Origin of the sequence: Corynebacterium choanae (assembly GCF_003813965.1) — a bacterium.
Taxonomy (GTDB): domain Bacteria; phylum Actinomycetota; class Actinomycetes; order Mycobacteriales; family Mycobacteriaceae; genus Corynebacterium; species Corynebacterium choanae.
In genome coordinates this window covers 1,634,500-1,652,340 of sequence record NZ_CP033896.1, presented here as the reverse complement: position 1 = coordinate 1,652,340, position 17,841 = coordinate 1,634,500, and the positions used below count along the sequence as shown (strand labels likewise).

13 protein-coding genes are annotated in these 17,841 nt (G+C 56.1%); all 13 read left to right on the top strand.

The window, feature by feature from the left end; all coding sequences use genetic code 11:
- Positions 1 to 136 precede the first annotated feature (136 nt).
- The 13 genes from pdxS to CCHOA_RS05855 all read left to right on the top strand — a co-directional run bounded on the left by pdxS (position 137) and on the right by CCHOA_RS05855 (position 17,804).
- The gene (pdxS, locus tag CCHOA_RS05915) at positions 137 to 1,033 is read left to right on the top strand and encodes a pyridoxal 5'-phosphate synthase lyase subunit PdxS (RefSeq protein WP_123928165.1); all 897 of its coding nucleotides are present in this window, start codon (positions 137 to 139) and stop codon (positions 1,031 to 1,033) included.
- A gap of 527 nt (positions 1,034 to 1,560) precedes the next feature.
- A complete protein-coding gene (locus CCHOA_RS05910) occupies positions 1,561 to 2,442 on the top strand; it encodes an acyl-CoA thioesterase (protein ID WP_123928162.1) in 882 nt (293 codons plus the stop codon).
- A gap of 388 nt (positions 2,443 to 2,830) precedes the next feature.
- Positions 2,831 to 3,436, top strand: coding sequence for a pyridoxal 5'-phosphate synthase glutaminase subunit PdxT (gene pdxT, locus CCHOA_RS05905; RefSeq protein WP_123928159.1), 606 nt, complete (start codon positions 2,831 to 2,833; stop codon positions 3,434 to 3,436).
- Between the two features lie 187 nt (positions 3,437 to 3,623).
- On the top strand, positions 3,624 to 4,385 hold the full coding sequence (locus CCHOA_RS05900; protein WP_123928157.1) for a YebC/PmpR family DNA-binding transcriptional regulator: 762 nt from the start codon (positions 3,624 to 3,626) through the stop codon (positions 4,383 to 4,385).
- Between the two features lie 505 nt (positions 4,386 to 4,890).
- Positions 4,891 to 5,583 (top strand): crossover junction endodeoxyribonuclease RuvC, encoded by a 693-nt coding sequence (gene ruvC, locus CCHOA_RS05895; RefSeq protein ID WP_123928153.1) that lies wholly within the window; start codon positions 4,891 to 4,893, stop codon positions 5,581 to 5,583.
- 207 nt (positions 5,584 to 5,790) lie between these two features.
- Positions 5,791 to 6,399 (top strand): Holliday junction branch migration protein RuvA, encoded by a 609-nt coding sequence (ruvA, locus tag CCHOA_RS05890; protein ID WP_123928149.1) that lies wholly within the window; start codon positions 5,791 to 5,793, stop codon positions 6,397 to 6,399.
- 271 nt (positions 6,400 to 6,670) lie between these two features.
- The gene (gene ruvB, locus CCHOA_RS05885) at positions 6,671 to 7,738 is read left to right on the top strand and encodes a Holliday junction branch migration DNA helicase RuvB (RefSeq protein WP_123928146.1); all 1,068 of its coding nucleotides are present in this window, start codon (positions 6,671 to 6,673) and stop codon (positions 7,736 to 7,738) included.
- 224 nt (positions 7,739 to 7,962) lie between these two features.
- Complete coding sequence (locus CCHOA_RS05880; RefSeq protein WP_123928143.1) at positions 7,963 to 8,283, top strand: preprotein translocase subunit YajC; 321 nt, start codon at positions 7,963 to 7,965, stop codon at positions 8,281 to 8,283.
- A gap of 843 nt (positions 8,284 to 9,126) precedes the next feature.
- Positions 9,127 to 11,031 carry a protein translocase subunit SecD gene (gene secD, locus CCHOA_RS05875; protein WP_123928140.1) on the top strand — a complete coding sequence of 635 codons (1,905 nt, stop codon included), beginning with the start codon at positions 9,127 to 9,129 and terminating at the stop codon, positions 11,029 to 11,031.
- Between the two features lie 5 nt (positions 11,032 to 11,036).
- Positions 11,037 to 12,161, top strand: a complete 1,125-nt coding sequence (gene secF, locus CCHOA_RS05870; protein ID WP_123928138.1) for a protein translocase subunit SecF — start codon at positions 11,037 to 11,039, stop codon at positions 12,159 to 12,161.
- Between the two features lie 500 nt (positions 12,162 to 12,661).
- On the top strand, positions 12,662 to 14,293 hold the full coding sequence (locus tag CCHOA_RS05865) for an ABC transporter substrate-binding protein (RefSeq protein WP_123928135.1): 1,632 nt from the start codon (positions 12,662 to 12,664) through the stop codon (positions 14,291 to 14,293).
- Positions 14,290 to 14,844 carry an adenine phosphoribosyltransferase gene (locus CCHOA_RS05860; protein WP_123928131.1) on the top strand — a complete coding sequence of 185 codons (555 nt, stop codon included), beginning with the start codon at positions 14,290 to 14,292 and terminating at the stop codon, positions 14,842 to 14,844. Before CCHOA_RS05865 ends, CCHOA_RS05860 begins: the two co-directional genes overlap by 4 nt.
- A 686-nt stretch (positions 14,845 to 15,530) precedes the next feature.
- Entirely contained in the window at positions 15,531 to 17,804 is a 2,274-nt protein-coding gene (locus tag CCHOA_RS05855) for a RelA/SpoT family protein (protein WP_245992086.1), read from the top strand.
- Positions 17,805 to 17,841: the final 37 nt, after the last annotated feature.

Below are 17,841 nucleotides of genomic sequence, written 5' to 3'. Positions count from 1 at the left end.
TGCAGCACAACCAGGCGGACAACCTGGGTTGGTGATCTGAGGCGGCGCCGGTTATGGCTTGATACAGCCACCGACCGACCCAGGTGACACCGCAAATCAGTACAGACTTTCCGACGACCAGGAGAATTTCAGTCACGTGAATGCCCCAACTGCTGCCCACGGTACCGCCCGCGTTAAGCGGGGTCTAGCAGAAATGCTCAAAGGCGGCGTCATTATGGACGTTGTCACCCCGGAACAAGCCAAGATCGCTGAAGATGCCGGAGCTACCGCTGTTATGGCACTCGAGCGGGTGCCGGCCGATATCCGCGCCCAGGGGGGCGTGTCCCGGATGAGCGATCCGGACATGATCGAAGGCATCATCAACGCCGTGTCAATCCCGGTGATGGCGAAAGCCCGCATCGGCCACTTCGTCGAAGCACAAGTCCTAGAATCGCTCGGCGTGGACTTCATTGACGAATCCGAGGTGCTCACCCCCGCCGACTACGCCAACCACATCGACAAATTTGACTTCACTGTGCCCTTTGTTTGTGGTGCTACGAACCTGGGTGAAGCGTTGCGTCGCATCAATGAAGGTGCTGCAATGATCCGCTCCAAGGGGGAGGCTGGCACCGGCGATGTTTCCAATGCGGTAACCCACATGCGCACCATCCGCGCCGAGATCAACCGGCTTACCAGCATGGCGAAAGACGAACTCTATGTTGCGGCGAAAGAGATGCAGGCGCCATACGAACTGGTGCGGGAAGTCGCCGAAACTGGGAAACTTCCAGTTGTGCTGTTTACCGCTGGCGGTATCGCCACCCCGGCCGATGCCGCAATGATGATGCAAATGGGTGCCGAAGGCGTATTTGTTGGCTCCGGTATTTTCAAATCCGGCAATCCAGAACAGCGGGCAAAAGCCATCGTGCAAGCAACCCAACACTTTGACGATCCAAAGATCATCGCCGATGTTTCCCGCGGACTCGGGGAAGCCATGGTTGGTATTAACGTGGACGAAATTCCGCAGCCGCACCGTTTGGCGGAACGCGGCTGGTAACCCCATCTGCGGCACCGAAACGGTGCCACAAACACACCACCTATCGACCCTCCACGTCTTCCCGGTGTGATCGCGAAGAATCAACACATACCGGGGATAGCGTTTGCCACCCTCGCCCCGCTGCACGCGGGGTGACTTGGCGTGACAGGGAGGGCGATAGGTGGTGTTGCTGTTGTTTTCCCACCGATCCACTCGGCCACAACGCTTCCGCAATACCCCACCGAACACCAGGGGACACCGTCACACGCAGTGTTCTCGTCGCCCCGTCAAGGGGTAGCTGCATGCACCTTCACATCACTGCACACCCCCTTTCTGTGGGGAAGGATCGGGGAAGAAGTCCTGAGTTTTTTTACAAACCAGACATCTTCTTTGGCAAAAGATTTTTATACTAGGGCGACAGCGAATCACATCGTTATTGCTGCACCGTATTGTTGAGCTGGTTGATGCAACACCCAGCAAACGTGCAACGCTCCAGCGGTGTGGAACATGGCAAGACTCCGCGATGGCTCAAGGAACGGTGGCTCACAATGACGCATCCTGCACGGATTTTTCAAGTGCTTGAAGTCGAACGCATCGACGCCGATGTGTATCGCGGACCGGCGGTAGCATCCGCACTTCGGCGCACCTTCGGCGGGCAAGTTGCCGCCCAAGCACTGGTCGCCGCGATCCGAACAGTCGATGCAGGATACCGCGCCAATTCGCTGCACGGATATTTCGTCGCGCCCGGCGATGCAACCAAACCCACATTGCTACTCGTCGACCGGATTCGCGACGGGCGAAGTTTCGTGTCGAGGCAAGTCAAAGTCATCCAAGATGGCACCGTTATTTTTGTTATGCAAGCCTCCTTCCATCGGCAAGGCGACCATGGAATCAGCCACGCCGACACTATGCGGCAGCTGCCAGGTCCAGACATGCTCGGGGATACCACCTCGCATCTGCGCGACACGCTGAAAGCACTGCTGAAAGAATGGTCTGACTTTGATATTCGGGTAGTGCCACCGGATGCCTATCACCGCAACCCATACACGGCGAGCCAACAATGTGTGTGGTTGCGGTCAAAAACTCCGCTGCCCGATGATGACACCGTGCACTTGTGCACCCTGGCCTACATGTCGGATATGACGCTGCTGCAGTCAGCGCTCGTACCCCACAAAGGTGTTGCTGTCCAGGAAGCCTCCCTTGACCATGCGATGTGGTTTATCCGCCCCTTCCGGGCTGACGAGTGGCTGCTCTATGATCAGATCTCCCCGGTGGCGCATGCCGGTCGCGCACTGACCCACGGCAGAATTTTCAATGCTGAAGGACAACTCGTGGCCGTGGTCACCCAAGAAGGATTAGCGCGCACCCTGAAACCTGGAACGGCAGCAATTCCGCTTGATGGTCTCGCCCCCGCAACCGAAAACCCCTAACATCATCATCCTCAAGCTAGCAACACAGCTCCGGGGTGTGTGCTGCCTATCGTCGGCTGTTCACCGCTGGTCGGGCATGCATTGCTTACTACAACAGACAACCAAAAAAACGACAGCACCAGCCAACTGATACATCCAATATCTGCCAGCATCCACTGCACCACATGGCAAAGAATACGCAGGAGGTGTGTCTGGCAATCTGCTGCGCACTTCGACAATTCCTGCACCTGCCCGCTAATGTGGACACGTTCTCACATCCGATCAGCAGCGCACGTTGGCTGAGTGTGATTCGTGCAACATGACGCAAGAAATGGAGCTATCCCTTCAATTCGAAGGAACCATCTCCATTGATACCGGGTGTGATTCCATCCAACCTTCTGGGAGAACCATGTCGAGCACCATCGGAGTGTTAGCGCTGCAAGGCGGCGTCATTGAGCATCAACGAGCCTTAGAGGCATGCGGAGTAGACGCGCCGCTGGTGCGGCGCGCAAGTCACTTAGCTGGCCTCGACGGGCTTGTTATGCCCGGCGGTGAATCCACCACCATGTCCCGGCTGCTCCGGATCGGGGATCTTTATGAGCCACTTCGCGATATGCTGCACGCCGGTTTACCCGTATTTGGCACCTGTGCCGGGATGATTTTGCTGGCTAAAACTGTAGAAAACACTCGCGACGATGCAGTGAATTTTGCGGTGATCGATATTGATGTGCGACGAAATGCCTTCGGTCGGCAAGTGGACTCGTTTGAGGCAGAACTTCCAGTAACCGGCATTGACACCCCACTGCACACTGTGTTTATTCGAGCCCCACAAGTGACCAGGGTCGGTGAGCAGGTAACCGTGCTAGCCACGGTTACTGCAGAAGACGGCACCGAGCGGGTCGTTGCAGTGCGCGAAGGCAATGCGATGGCTGCCGCGTTCCACCCAGAGCTCACCGCCGATATTCGCATGCACGAACTCTTTTTGTCGCACTGTGTGCACAACAGTGCCGGGTAGGTGACGCCACAGGCGGCAAAGCATCGCGTTGCAGGTGCCACAGTAGTAGGCAACCGGGGGTGGGCTGCTAGGATTTGCAACGATGTAGCGCACCGGTGTCCTGACTGGATCCGGTGGCGGAAACAAATCGAAGAATGATCAAAACGATGACAGTGATCAACTGATCACCGAACTGTGAGGAGCTTCCATGTCAGGCCACTCTAAATGGGCAACCACGAAGCATAAGAAGGCAGCGAACGATGCCAAACGAGGCAAAGAGTTCGCCAAGCTGATTAAAAATATTGAAGTTGCAGCCCGCACCGGCGGTGGCGATCCAGCGGCGAACCCGACCCTGGACGATATGATCAAAAAGGCCAAGAAGGCCTCGGTTCCAAATGACAATATTGAGCGTGCCCGCAAGCGCGGATCCGGTGAAGAAGCCGGTGGCGCTGACTGGACAACCATCATGTATGAAGGCTACGGCCCAAATGGTGTTGCTGTCCTTATCGAATGCCTCACCGATAACCGGAACCGGGCCGCGTCAGAGGTTCGTACCCGCATGACGAAAAACGGCGGAAATATGGCCGATTCTGGTGCGGTGAGCTATCTGTTCTCCCGGAAGGGCGTGGCGACCATCACCGCCGACGGGGTCACCGAAGATGACATTTTGATGGCTGTGCTCGAAGCCGAAATTGATGTGGAAGAAGTCGCAACGATTCCTGCTGGTTTCGAAGTGGTTTCTGCTCCTTCTGATCAGCGGGCAGTTGCCCAGGCTTTGGAAGCTGCGGGTATCGCTGTTGAAGACTCCGACACTGACTTCCGTGCCTCTGTCGAGGTTCCCCTTGGTGCACCGGAAGCACGCCGCATCTTTAAACTTATTGATGCCCTCGAAGAATCCGACGATGTACAAAACGTTTACACCAACATGGATCTTTCTGACGAGGTGCTCAAAGAGTTAGAAAACGACTAGTTCCCTGGCATGATCGCCGCCTGCCGAACCGAAAGGGGCACGGCGGTGGGTGCCTGGTGAAACCTCATTGCAGACACACGCTACTTCAAGAAGCGGTCTTGGGGTCGATGATGCTCTGGCAGCTCGGCATGTATTGCATTTGCACGAGCCCCCGGAATCGACCCGCGCTTCTGGGTAGCGTTGTTGTGTCTTTAAGGGACAAGAGTGCAAGGTGGTGGCAACGCGCTGCGCGGGCAAGATTCAATGGTGTGCCGCCGTCGGTCGGGACGTGTTCGATTGAGTACCGCCGAGTGCACTCAGGGCCTGTGACCATCCTGACCGAATCGCATATTTTCCCTCTGAACAGCGGCAATTCGCACTGAAACCCAGAACGTGTGGCAGTGCGGTAGCATGTCAGTAGCAATTTTGTTCGATTAACTATTTTGCTATGGACGATCCTGGACATAGCACGAGCACAAGATTGCTGTGCCCATGTTGGAACAACCAGTCGGGAAGGGATGCGCCAGTGAATATTGCTGGACTGAAGGTCATGGGGATTGACCCAGGTCTGACGCGATGTGGTGTCTCGGTCGTCCAAGCTGGGCGGGGGCGGCAGGTTGTGCCAATCGTTGCCGGGGTAGTGCGTACACCGGCGACGGCAGATCTACCTGAACGGCTCAATCGTTTGCACACAGCGGTAGCCCAGTGGATGGATGAATATCAGCCGGATGTGTGCGCTATTGAACGGGTTTTTGAACGAAGCAACGTATCCACGGTGATGGGGACGGCACATGCAGTGGGGGTGTTGATGCTGGCTGCTGCGCAGCGCAACATTCCAGTGCACACCTACACCCCTAGTGAGGTGAAAAAAGCCATTTCCGGTAACGGTCGAGCGGATAAGAAACAGATGACCGCCATGATTACCCGGATTCTTGGGCTGTCGGAGGCACCGAAACCAGCAGATGCAGCCGACGCACTTGCATTAGCACTGTGTCATTGTTGGCGTGCCCCACTATTGGTGAAATCGGAAACTGCTGCGCTTCAAGCGGGATATGGTGATGCTGCGGCACGCAACCGACAAAGCCAAGGCCGGCTTGCACAACTCAAAGCAGCCTCCCGCCAACAACAGCAAACCGCTTCGCGATTACCTGCACAAACCGGCCGACAGGTGGCGTTTCGTAGCGATCCGGTGAAACGGTCAGCGGGACGTTGGAGCTAATCCGGCAAGATGATCAACAGTGACCACGTTCGTGACAGCCAAGAGTATCGACCCGGTGCGCACAACCTGCGGCGCATCCACGCCGGGCAGGGTGGCACTGCGCTTTGCTCTGTTACGGCCGGGGCTTTCCTCTTTGGAGCATTCGTGAACTATCAGGGGACAAGAAGAATCAATGAACTGTTATAGAAAGGCAGGTGAGCACTGTCGATGATTGCGTCACTGCGTGGACAAGTGTTGCAGAAAACCCAAGACAAAGTGATTTTAGAATGTGGCGGTGTTGGCTACCAGGTGTTTGCGACACCAGCTACTCTCGCCGGGTTGCAGCTGGGACAAGAAGGGTTTGTGTACACCTCGCTCGTCGTCCGGGAGGATGGTTGGACCCTCTACGGGTTTAGCGAACCAGCTGAAATTGAGATGTTCCTCACTCTGCAGTCGGTTAAAGGCATGGGGGCGAAATATTCGCTTGCGGCGCTGTCGGTGTACACCCCTGAAGCGATTGCGCAAGCTATTATGCGCAACGAACCGAAGGCTTTGAAGAAGATCCCCGGTGTGGGGGAACGGATCGCGCAACGGCTTTGCCTCGAACTGGCAGACAAGGTTGATTCCTTTACTTTCGGTGTTCCGGTAAATGATGGAACTGTCGACGCTGCCACCCAAGTCCAATCCGATGTGGTCGACGAAGTTCTTACCGCATTGCACAGCCTCGGCTTCCAGCCAGCCCAAGTAGAAGGTGTTGTTGCGGATCTGGCGGCAGCACAACCTGACGCAACAACTCCGGTGTTGTTGAAAGCGGCGTTAAAGTCGCTAGGCAAGTAATTGGGTGCTGGAGCTTAAGCGTTACTGTAAAAGCTCAGATTTTGCGAGTTCGCGGTTATATTGCTGCCTGCCCAACACACAGGATGAACTTGCAGGTTTTTACGGAAAGCAGTTCGATGGTGCCGTTGTCTGCAACGGTTGACCATCTTGCTAGATTTGTGCCAACCAGGGTCTAGCTGGACTGCGGATAGTGTGATGTGGTTGGTAGTTGGTTTCGCTCGTTGTTCCAATACGAGGGCACAGATGTACAGATTGGTTGTGAGGAGCATCAATGAGTGACATTGAGAAAACCGAGTTTCGCCTGCCTGCAGGGGCTGGCGGGCGGGAGCCGAATTCGGCAATAGATCCGCTTGCGCAACCAACCGACTTCGAGTTGGAAACGAATTTACGGCCAAAGTCTTTGGATGAGTTCATCGGGCAACCAAAGGTGCGAAACCAGCTGGATCTCGTGCTCACTGGTGCTCGTAAACGTGGCGGTGCGCCCGACCATGTGCTGCTTGCGGGGCCTCCAGGTTTGGGGAAAACCACGATGGCAATGATTATTGCCCAAGAAATGGGAACCTCACTGCGGATGACCTCTGGGCCGGCGTTGGAGCGTGCCGGCGATTTAGCAGCAATGCTGTCGAATCTTATGGAAGGTGACGTCTTGTTTATCGACGAGATTCACCGTATTGCGCGTCCCGCAGAAGAGATGCTGTACATGGCGATGGAGGATTTCCGGATCGATGTCATTGTCGGGAAGGGCCCTGGTGCTACCTCCATTCCGCTGGAGATTGCTCCATTTACCTTAGTCGGTGCAACGACTCGTGCCGGTATGTTGACCGGTCCGTTGCGTGACCGGTTTGGGTTTACCGCCCAAATGGAGTTTTACTCAACCGAGGATCTTACGCAGGTGGTCACCCGTGCCGCGCGCATTATGGATGTTCCCATTGATGCGCGTGCCGCCGAAGAGATCGCCAGTCGGTCTCGGGGGACTCCACGTATCGCCAATCGGCTGCTTCGACGGGTGCGGGATTTCGCTGAAGTTCACGCCGATGGCCATATCGATCTGCTTGCCGCACAGCAGGCGTTGGTGTTGTTTGATGTGGACGAATTAGGGCTCGACCGGCTTGACCGGGCGGTACTGGAAGCACTTGTCGTCGGTCACGGGGGAGGGCCGGTCGGGGTGGCAACCCTGGCGTTAGCGGTTGGCGAAGAACCCTCCACAGTGGAAGAAGTCTGTGAACCTTATCTGGTGCGGGCCGGGATGATTGCCCGTACCTCCCGGGGGAGGGTAGCGACTGCGCGGGCGTTTCGCCACTGTGGGGTGACGCCACCGGAAGGTGTGATTGGCGGCTAGCAGCGACGAGACGATACCAAGTGGATTCTCTGCGACCTGGTGCTGCACTGGCATGGTGGCCCTTGCTGCTTTGGGTCGCCTGCGACCACTTCTGCATTCTTTTGGCTGCTGCAAGATGGTTTGGTGTTCTTGCCGCAGCGTGGTCGCACCTGTTGGTGTGGTTGGAGTTTGCTTTTCGGCCTGTCGCTTTAGCTTTGAGGCAGCCTCTGGCAGACTAAGGCACCATGTCGAATTCCACTTCTTCACCGCTGCTCCTGCTATTGCTTGTTGCCATTGTGCTCATTCCGCTCTTTTTGCAAAAGCGGCGCACAGACAAAGTAAAAGCTTCGCTGCAGGCATTGCAGGCAGCGCTTACACCTGGGCTTCCGGTGGTGACCACTGCCGGTATTCACGGGGTGGTTGAATCAGTTGACGAAGTCGCCCGCACTGTAGAGCTGCGGATTGCGCCAGCAGTGGTGTGCACCCTTGATCTTGCTGCGATTATTCGGGTGCAGGGATCGCGCGAACTTGGGGCGGCCGGCCTCGACAAGCAGTCCACCGACTAGCTGGGAAGAAAACTTCCTAGCAGCGTTGCGCCGCTGTGCATGGTGAGGCGTTCTGCACCGACTAGTCGGTAATGCTTTAAAACGTGCTATCTATCGCCGCAGCTCTATGCCCTTCGGAGGCGTGGTTTGTGCGACTATCAGCGGGCGGGGGTGATGCGATTAGCCTGCCCAATAGGTTGATATCGCATGCGGTGTTTTATGATGGTGGTTTGGGTCAATGCCAAATGCTGTGCGCCCACACGAAATGGTTCAGCCTTTCGAATACGGTCGACGTGTGCTTCACGTTGTGCACTATTTGAAGGCTGCGCCCCGTAGGGCGGCAGCTTGGAGGTATTGACAAGAGTTGAGAAACAGTTGAACCGTAACGATCACTTGTTGAACTGGTGCCCTGTGGCACCATAGCTGCGGCGATGCTCGTTGAGCACCATCGTGTGATGAGGCAGGCAAGTCCTTTTTGCAAGGACGCTATATGCAGCCATCATGCGGGTTGGTGCGGTACGAGGAGTTGCTGCAGGGAAATGATTCACAAGGAGAATTTGCGACGTTTCGGACACCCACTCGCACCGATGTGGCCACTGTTCATCCCGCCGACATCACAGCTATGTCGGGACGATGATTGCCTAGCTTTGGGTGCGCAGCGTGTGCGAAGCCGTCCATATGCGGGTCGATGGAACCTACTGGTGTGAATCGAATAATGACAAGTGCACAACTGAGCTCACTTGTCTTTGAGGTTCTCGCCTCCATCTGGTGTGTTTGCAGCATGCTGCTGCGGGTAGCAAGCCGGATGCGGCGGTGGTGTTGTGTCGAAGCTGGCAGATGGTTTAACAACGAGGAGAGAGTGCATTGGCTTCGAAATCCGGACGCGCACGCGTCGGACAAACTAAATGGCCGGGTAAAGCGTTAGCATTATTCGCGCTCATTTTGGTGCTTATTTATGCGTTGGTGTTGTTCACTGGCGGCGGAAAAGCAACCCCAAAGCTGGGGATTGATTTGCAGGGTGGTACCCGTGTCACGTTGGTGCCGCAGGGTGCTGAGCCAACTGCTGACCAATTGGAGCAGGCGAAGCGGATTCTGCAGAACCGTGTCAATGGTATGGGTGTTTCCGGTGCTGAGGTCGTCACCGACGGCAACACCTTGGTCATTACCGTGCCGGGTGCAGACACCTCTGAGGCACGTGCTTTGGGGCAAACTTCGCAGCTGCTATTCCGTCCTGTGGAGCAGCCACTTCCACCAGATTCCACAAAGTTGATGGAAGTTGCTGGTGATATGGCTAACCGCTGGGTTGAGGCGGGAGTCCTTACCCCCGAAGTCGCGCAAAACGCACTGACGGAGTTGGCGGACAATCTCAATTCGGGGATTGAACAGCAGACTCAAGCGTTGGCCAATGACGCAGAACTTTCTGATGAACAAAAACAGCAGTTGCAGGATGCTTTGACGAACACTCCTAAGGTGGAGGCGCCCAAGGTGACTGCTAGTGAGCCGGCACCAACCAAGAATTCGATTGAGGCTGCCGAGCGGCGCAACACAGTCATTGAAATGATGCGCCAGGATCGGCAAAGCGACGACGCCACCTTGCAGTTTGCGGCATACACGTTGCTGCAATGTAACGACGAGGTTGATCCAATGGCAGGCACTGATGATCCTGCCAAACCGTTTGTTGCCTGTGATCCGAGTATCGGACGGAATCTGATTTTAGGTCCTGCACCGTTGCTGCTTGGGCAAACCGATGAGAACGGCACCCGCTTGACTGGCAATGAGATCGATACTTCCCGTCCGATCACTGGCGGGTTGAACCCGCAGACCGGGCAGCGGGAGATTAGCTTCGCATTCAAGTCCGACGGCGCAGAACAAGGTTCGGCAACCTGGGCGAATCTCACCCAGGAATATCTCAACCGGCAGGTTGCGATCACCCTCGACTCGAAGGTCATTTCCGCCCCAGTTATTCGCGGTGCAACACCGGTGGGGTCGGCTACCTCCATCACCGGCTCGTTTACCGAAGCCGAGGCACAATCGTTGGCAAATAACTTGCGCTACGGTGCACTGCCACTGTCGTTTGCCGGCGAAAATGGGGAACGCGGCGGTACAGCAACAACAATCCCTGCCACGTTAGGCTACGCATCGCTGAAGGCCGGTCTGATCGCCGGTATTGTGGGGTTGATTTTAGTTGCACTGTTCGCTTTGGCCTACTACCGCGTGTTCGGTGTGCTGGTGGTGACAACTGTGGTTGCCGCCGGTGTGCTGATCTACGGTGCTTTGGTGCTGCTTGGCCGGTGGGTGGGGTATTCCCTCGACTTGGCTGGTATCGCCGGTTTGATCATCGGTATCGGCACGACAGCGGACTCGTTTGTGGTGTTCTATGAGCGGATCAAAGATGAGATTCGTGACGGACGTACCTTCCGTTCGGCGGTGCCTCGGGCTTGGGCACGGGCAAAGCACACGATTTTGTCCGGTAACTTGGTGTCGCTGATTGCTGCAGTGGTGCTGTATGTGCTTGCTGTGGGCGACGTGAAAGGTTTCGCGTTCACTCTTGGGCTCACCACCATTTTCGACCTCGTAGTGGTGTTCCTCGTCTCTGCACCACTAGTGGTGATGGCTTCCCGCAAGCCGTGGTTCGCCCGTCCACAAGTCAACGGTCTTGCCGGGGTGATGCGCGTTGCCGAGCGGCGACGCAGCCAGGGGGATTACCTGCCTGGTGATCACGCCGACGAACCTGTGACAGCTACCGCGCACAACTCGAAGGAGGCCTAAGTAGCATGGCTGAAAAAGCAACACTACGTCGCCTGTACACCGGCGAAGGTGGCCTCGACTTTGTTGGCCGCCGGAAGACTTGGTATTCAATCACAGCAGTAGTCCTACTGATCTGCTTGGGCGCTATTGTGATTCGTGGTTTCACCCTGGGCATTGACTTCCAGGGTGGCACCAAAATGAACATGCCGTATCAAGATGGTCTTGACGAAACCCAAGTGTCGCGCACGTTTGCCGACGCCACCGGTGTCGAACCGGAAAAGGTACAGATTGTCGGGGCGGGTGATTCCCGAATTCTAGAGATCAACTCGAAGCGTCTGTCCGAAGAGCAGATTGGCAAGGCACGGGAGGAGATCTATACCGAATATCAGCCGGAGAACTCGGAAGGGGAAGCCACCCCGGATGTGATCGGTGATTCAACGGTATCGGAGTCGTGGGGTTCTACCATCACCTCCCGGATGCTGCTGGCATTGGGTGTCTTCTTTGTGTTGATCTTCGCCTATATCACGATCCGTTTCGAGCGGGATATGGCCATCGCCGCGATGGCAGGTATTGCTGTTGACGGCATCGTGGTTTCTGGGGTGTATGCGCTCACCGGCCTGGAGGTTACTCCAGCGACCGTGATTGGTTTGCTGACCGTGTTGGCGTTTTCCTTGTATGACACGGTGGTGGTGTTCGACAAGGTTGAGGAAAACACTGCCGGGTTTGAGTCGAGTATTCGTGCAACATATGCTGAGCAGGCAAACCTGGCAGTGAACCAGACGGTGATGCGGTCGATTGTCACAACGGTGATCTCGGCGATTCCGATTGCTTCGCTGATGGTAATTGCCGTATGGCTGATGGGGGTTGGCACCCTGAAGGATCTGTCAATTGTTCAGCTCATCGGCGTGATTGAGGGCACGTTCTCCTCGGTGTTCTTGGCTACCCCGATTTTGGTGACGTTGAAGAATCTGCAGTCGAAGGTGAAAGCGCACAATGCGAAGGTTGCCGCTGCACGGGCGGGGACACTGGTTGCAGAACCAGTGGAGGAAGTTGCAGCCCCAGCAGAGTTTACGGAACCTGCAGTTCCCGCATCAGCCGACTATGGCAAACCGGTGGAAGGCACTGGTACATGGCGGCCCGATCGGCGCTAAAGTTCGCAGTACTGGCCACGGGACGGGCTATTCCCGTGGGGCCGGTACTGGTGTGACGAGAAGCCACGATTGATCTCGAACCAGCGGCACAGAAGTTTGCTTCGGCCTTCTTCGGTGCCGCTGGTTTTTGTTTATTTACTCCGGTGGGCAGCTGGGTTGGCGGTCTGCAGCCGTGGGGACAGTTTTCAAGAAAACCAGTTTGTTCGTGTGTATCGCCGGGAGTTGGGGTTGTGATTGGAAGCCTCGCGACGCCGACGGGATATACTAGGCTGCGGTCGCATGAGGCATACCACTATTGTTGAGCTTCAGATCTGCGTAGTTGATAGGTGAAGCGGCCACGGGGAGGATCTCTTCCCTGGTGTAGTGAGGTGCTGCAGGTGATGCTGATGTGGTGCGGCATTGCAGGCTGGCAGTAGGTCGGCCACCATGTGCTGGCCGGTGACGGTTGTTTTTATGATTGCAGCGCCGCAACCTGGTGGTGTGCGGAAAGGAACGCGCGGATGGATGAAACTCGACACGGCATGTCCCCGCGGCGACCGTGGAGACAAATTGTCAGCCGAGTAGGTGCGGCGATGCTCCTGCTGGTTGGCTGTGCCGAGCAGCCCACAGACCAGTCGCCGGAGATGGAGCCGACGATCACCTATGCGGCCGGGGTTGACCAGGTGACGCTGAATGCCGGCTCCGCAGAGGGGGTTTCCACCCGCGCTGATATGTTGTCGGCCAGGATCTATCCAGGGGTGTTTGTGTGGGGACCTGGTGGCCAGTTTGTTCCCAACACTGATATCGCGACCGCGCAGCTGCTTCCGGGGGCGCAACGCTCAGCGGTGTATCGCATCAATGTTGATGCGCGTTATTCCGATGGGGTGCCCTTGACCTGCACCGATTTTTTGCTGGCTTGGCGAGCCCAAGTGACCGAAGGGTTTGCCGGTTTTGCGCCGGTTTATGATCAGGTGGAGAAGGTATTTTGTGAACCTGGTGCCCGAAAATTTATTGTGACCTTCAAAGAAGACTACGGCGATCGCTGGCAGGAGCTATTCGCTACCGGGCAAGTGTTGCCGTCGCACACCATTGCCCAGCGGGCAGGGGTAAGCATGGAAGAGCTCAACGACATGTTGCTCACCGGTGACCCGTCAACGCTTGCCCCGATCGCCGAGATTTGGAACACCGGTTTTCGCTTAAGTTCATTTGATCCCACCTTGGCTGTTGCTTCCGGCCCCTACCAGGTGGTTGCTGTGGATCCGGGAGTGTCCGTCACGCTTGCTGCCAATCCGCAATATTTAGGGGATGAGCCACAAACCGCCCGCATCGTGATTTACGCTTTCGGCAAAGAACCCTCCGGCAATGGGGAATTGCCGGCCCCAGATGTGGCCGATCTTACCTGGTTGACAACAGTGCCTTGGGTCCATGACGCGGCAGACACCCAGGTGACAACTGTTACTCCGCAGGCGGGGAGCTTAACTGATTCGCTGGTTCTTGCCCGGGGTGGACTATTTGCTGATGCAGCAAACCGACGAGCGTTTGCGGCCTGTATCGACCAGCAAACAGTTGCCGCTGTTTCCGCGGAGATCTCCGGTATCGAAGTGCATCCGGTAGGGGCACGCCTCGTGCACACTGCAGGTGGTGAACACGGCAAACTTGCTGATATTGCGCAAGCCCATATTCCGGCCAATATGGAAGCTGCCGCCCCGCTGCGCGGCGCGGTGATTCGTATCGGACATCTGCCAGGTCATCGCCGCTATGCGGCGATGGTGGATGCGATTGCACAAAGCTGTGCCCCGGCAGGGGTGACTGTGGTGGATGCCAGCGACGACTACACCAGTCTGGGGGCGCTGCAGGACGAATATGGCCAGGGCAACATTGACGCATTTTTAACTCCCTTGTCCACCCGCGAAGGATTCTCTAGGCTAGCCGCGGACACTGACGATCCCACAATGTTGCGAGCCGAAGAGCAGCGGCTGTGGGAAGAAGTACTCACCATTCCGTTGGCCGACGAACCACGGGTTGCGATTGTGCACAACACCATCGGCCAAGTGGTGCCAAATACTGCCGAAACCGGCATCGGTTGGAATATGGATCGGTGGACGATCCTTGCCCCAGGAAAAGAAAAGGTTACCCCAAACACAGGCTCATGAGCAGTGAACTTGCAAGCCACATGCTTGCCACCCATACCCGTTTAGTCCCTGACTTCCCGCAACCTGGTGTGTTGTTTGAGGATCTCACACCAGTGCTTGCCCACCCGGAAGCATTCCGGGCTGTTGTTGATGCACTCACCGAGCAAGCTCGTGCATTTGGCGCCGATCTCATCGGTGGACTCGACGCGCGCGGTTTTCTGCTTGGTTCCGCGGTCGCCTATAACCTGGGGGTGGGAATTTTAGCGATCCGGAAAGCCGGGAAACTTCCGCCGCCGGTTCACTCGAAAACCTATGAATTGGAATATGGCACCGCCGCTTTGGAAGTTCCGCAAACCGGGATCGACTATGCCGGCAAAACCATTGTGCTGATTGATGATGTGCTCGCCACCGGCGGAACCTTGGGTGCGGCCGTCGACCTGTTGCAAGAACATTGTCACGCGACTGTGGGCGGATGCGTTGTCGTCCTGGAGGTTGCAGGCCTCGGTGGGCGGGAACGCCTAGGCGATGTGCCGATCGCGGTCATCGGCAACCGTGGTCAGCAAGAACAATAAGCAACCCTAATCGCCCAGTGCCCGCTGCGCGAAGAGGATTATCTGTCGGGTTGCTCGGCGAGTCAGTCGCAGCTAGTGCGCAAATCGCTGCAACCGTGTACACCATGCCGCGCACCGGAAATGACACCCCGGTTAGTGCTGCCCCTCATGGTTTGCGCATATGCCCACCAGATCCAATACAGCGTAATAGGAAAAAACTGCCCACCGGGTAGGCCTGAAAGCAGCATGTGCAGGTTGTTCGCCCGGGGCAGTAGTCTGCGATACTATTTTTCAATCACCACCACACTGTCACAAGGTGCGCTGTCGCACACCATCCGCCGGCTACCACCGATTCGGTGCACTTACCGCCGGATGTTCGCGAAGGTGACGCGAAAGCATGGTGCAGGTGTTCGGCGAATAGGTCCCAGGAGGCAATACTTCTCATGGTTTCTGCGTTACTCCTGGCACCAGCAGCAAGAAACCCTCACTGTCGTTCGTGTGATCGTCTACCGTAGAACATACGGTGCGATACCGCAGACAACCGGTTTGGCACACCAACACCATAGTGGCAGCAGTGGTGTACCCTGCTTTTCCTGCCGTCAGCAATCAGAGGACTGCTGGCAGCAACCATCCGGCCGCCTGTTCACCATTGGGTGAACAGCAGCAACGGAGACCGATACGGATCGAAGCAACATCTAGGGGTTGACATGCCTTCAGAGAACAAACCCACCTCACCGGTGCGGTCGATGTCTGCACGTTTGGTGCGCACCCTCACCGGCAACCGGGTGAAACTTGACCCGGTGCTCGATCCGCTGGTTACTATCCACAAAGAAATCCATCCGAAAGCCGATGTGGAACTTATTCAGCGGGCTTATCACACCGCCGAACGGCTGCACGAGGGGGTGTTTCGGAAATCCGGCGACCCGTATATCACCCATCCACTCGCAGTGGCGACGATCGCCGCAGAGATCGGTATGGATACCACCACTATTGTCGCGGCGCTATTGCACGACACCGTCGAAGATACCGACTACAGCCTGGAGGATCTCACCCGCGACTTTGGGCCGGAAGTAGCAGCCATTGTCGATGGAGTAACGAAAATCGACAAAATGGTGGTGGGGGCGAAAGAAGCGGAAGCCGAAACAGTCCGGAAAATGATCGTCGCTATGGCGAAAGATCCGCGGGTTTTGGTGATTAAGGTTGCCGACCGCCTGCACAATATGCGGACGATGCGGTTTTTGCGTCCTGAAAAACAAGCAAACAAGGCGAAACAAACCTTGGAAGTGATCGCCCCGCTTGCGCACCGGTTGGGGATGGCGAGTGTGAAATGGGAGCTGGAAGATCTTTCGTTTGCAATTCTTTACCCGAAAAAATATGACGAGATTGTGCGGCTGGTCGCTGATCGTGCCCCCTCCCGGGATCGCTACATCACCCGCATTATCGACGAGCTGACGAAAACCCTCGCCGAGAACAATATTCACGCCGAAGTGATGGGACGCCCGAAGCACTATTGGTCGATTAACCAGAAAATGGTGATTCGGGGACGTGATTTTGATGAAATCTATGATCTTATCGGTATTCGAGTATTGGTAGATACGGTCAAAGACTGCTATGGGGCAATCGGTGCTGTCCATTCGCTGTATCCCGCCCAACCAGGACGGTTTAAAGACTATATTTCGCAGCCACGCTTTGGGGTGTATCAATCGTTGCACACCACTGTGATGGGGCCGGATGCGAAACCCATTGAGGTGCAGGTGCGCACCCATGAGATGCACTACAATGCCGAATTTGGCATCGCTGCCCACTGGCGGTATAAGGAAACAAAAGGTTCCCATAAGGGCTCTGACCAAGAGATCGAATCGATCTCGTGGATGCGGCAGATGCTCGACTGGCAAAAAGAGGCCGCTGATCCGAGCGAGTTTCTCGATAATCTTCGCTACGATCTGCAAACCCAGCAGATTTTCGTGTTCACTCCAAAAGGTGACGTGCAATATCTTCCAGCAGGTTCTACACCAGTAGATTTTGCCTATGCGGTGCACACCGAAGTTGGGCACCGCTGCTTGGGGGCGAAAGTAAACGGGAAACTTGTTGCTTTGGAAACTCAGCTGAAAACCGGTGACAAGGTGGAGGTGTTTACCTCCAAGGACGCCGGAAACGGTCCGAGTAAAGACTGGCTGAATTTTGTTGTATCACCGCGTGCAAAGTCGAAAATCCGGCAATGGTTCGCTAAAGAACGGCGCGAGGAAACTCTCGAAGCAGGGCGTGATGCGTTAGCCGCGGAAGTGCAGCGTGGCGGCCTGCCACTACATCGCCTGATCACCGCGCAAAATTTGAAGCAGGTTGCAGCAGAGCTCCGCTATGACAGCGTTGATGCGCTCTATACTGCGATCGGTGCGAATAATGTCAGCCCGCATCAGGTTGTCAACCGAATTATGGCGATCTACGGCGATTTGGAGGAAGCCGAAGATCAGCTCGTTGATCGAACCCCGATCAATAAACTTCGGTTGAAGAAAACTCCGCCGAGTGAATCAGGAATTCTCGTGCAAGGATCACCGGATATGCTGGCGAAAGTCGCCCGCTGCTGTATGCCGGTGCCTGGCGATCCTATTTTTGGCTATATCACCCGTGGGGAAGGGGTGAGTGTTCATCGCACAGATTGCACCAATGCGGCGCGGCTGCAGCAAGAATCGCAGCGGCTCATTGAAGTATCTTGGGCGAAAGATAAGCGTGGCTCCTTCGCCGCAACATTGCAACTGCAGGCGTTAGACCGTGACGGTTTGCTTGTGGAGATCACCAAAGTGGTCAGTGAGCAAAAAGTTGCAGTGCAGTCGATGAACTCCCATACTGAGGAAGATCATGTGGCAGTGTGCACGTTCACCTTCCAAGTATCCGATATCAAACAGTTGGGCGCGTTGATGACTCAGCTGCGCAATATTGAAGGTGTGTTTGACGTGTACCGAATCACTCAACCTGCCACCTAACCAGACCCGTAGCTGTGGCGCCGGGGAGCAGGCATGG

Excerpts from the sequence above, each read along its gene's own strand:
- CCHOA_RS05900 (WP_123928157.1), top strand. The coding sequence starts at position 3,624 with ATGTCAGGCCACTCTAAATGGGCAACCACGAAGCATAAGAAGGCAGCG.
- ruvB (WP_123928146.1), top strand. The coding sequence starts at position 6,671 with ATGAGTGACATTGAGAAAACCGAGTTTCGCCTGCCTGCAGGGGCTGGC.
- ruvA (WP_123928149.1), top strand. The coding sequence starts at position 5,791 with ATGATTGCGTCACTGCGTGGACAAGTGTTGCAGAAAACCCAAGACAAA.
- CCHOA_RS05860 (WP_123928131.1), top strand. The coding sequence starts at position 14,290 with ATGAGCAGTGAACTTGCAAGCCACATGCTTGCCACCCATACCCGTTTA.
- pdxT (WP_123928159.1), top strand. The coding sequence starts at position 2,831 with ATGTCGAGCACCATCGGAGTGTTAGCGCTGCAAGGCGGCGTCATTGAG.
- CCHOA_RS05910 (WP_123928162.1), top strand. The coding sequence starts at position 1,561 with ATGACGCATCCTGCACGGATTTTTCAAGTGCTTGAAGTCGAACGCATC.
- CCHOA_RS05865 (WP_123928135.1), top strand. The coding sequence starts at position 12,662 with ATGGATGAAACTCGACACGGCATGTCCCCGCGGCGACCGTGGAGACAA.
- CCHOA_RS05855 (WP_245992086.1), top strand. The coding sequence starts at position 15,531 with ATGCCTTCAGAGAACAAACCCACCTCACCGGTGCGGTCGATGTCTGCA.
- CCHOA_RS05880 (WP_123928143.1), top strand. The coding sequence starts at position 7,963 with ATGTCGAATTCCACTTCTTCACCGCTGCTCCTGCTATTGCTTGTTGCC.
- secF (WP_123928138.1), top strand. The coding sequence starts at position 11,037 with ATGGCTGAAAAAGCAACACTACGTCGCCTGTACACCGGCGAAGGTGGC.